The organism is Dellaglioa sp. CoH-56-MRSF-13 (assembly GCF_056782095.1).
In genome coordinates, this window is sequence record NZ_JBXAYC010000100.1 from 1 (window position 1) to 353 (window position 353).

Genomic DNA, 353 nt, shown 5'->3' on the forward strand with positions numbered 1-353 from the left:
GAGTGGGGTTATTTACGCGTTTATATGCGTACTGCACTGTCATTTGTGGGACTTGCGTATTACCAACTTGACCCGACCACGCAAATGGCGATCCCGGGAAGGCTTCATAATAGAACAAGCACTCATTCGCCATCACCGACAAGTCCTTGAATTCGAAGCCCGTATAGGATGGGCCCTGTTCGAGCTGCACCTCAGTGATCAGCGCCGTGAACGTGCCGGGTGCCGCCGTCGTAGCCAGCTGGAACCGCAGATAGTGATTGGTGCCCAGCGTCTTTCCCACAACCGAAGGAATGCTAAATGTCTGCTGACATCTCGTCCATGTATTTGCCGGCACCGCAATAGGCGTTCCTGAT

General features: G+C 53.5%; 1 protein-coding gene. It reads right to left on the reverse strand.

The annotated features are described in order from the left end of the window. Positions 1-280: hypothetical protein (locus AC1RP1_RS08075; RefSeq protein WP_481762727.1), on the reverse strand; the 280-nt coding region annotated here is incomplete at its 3' end. Between the last annotated feature and the right edge of the window lie 73 nt (positions 281-353).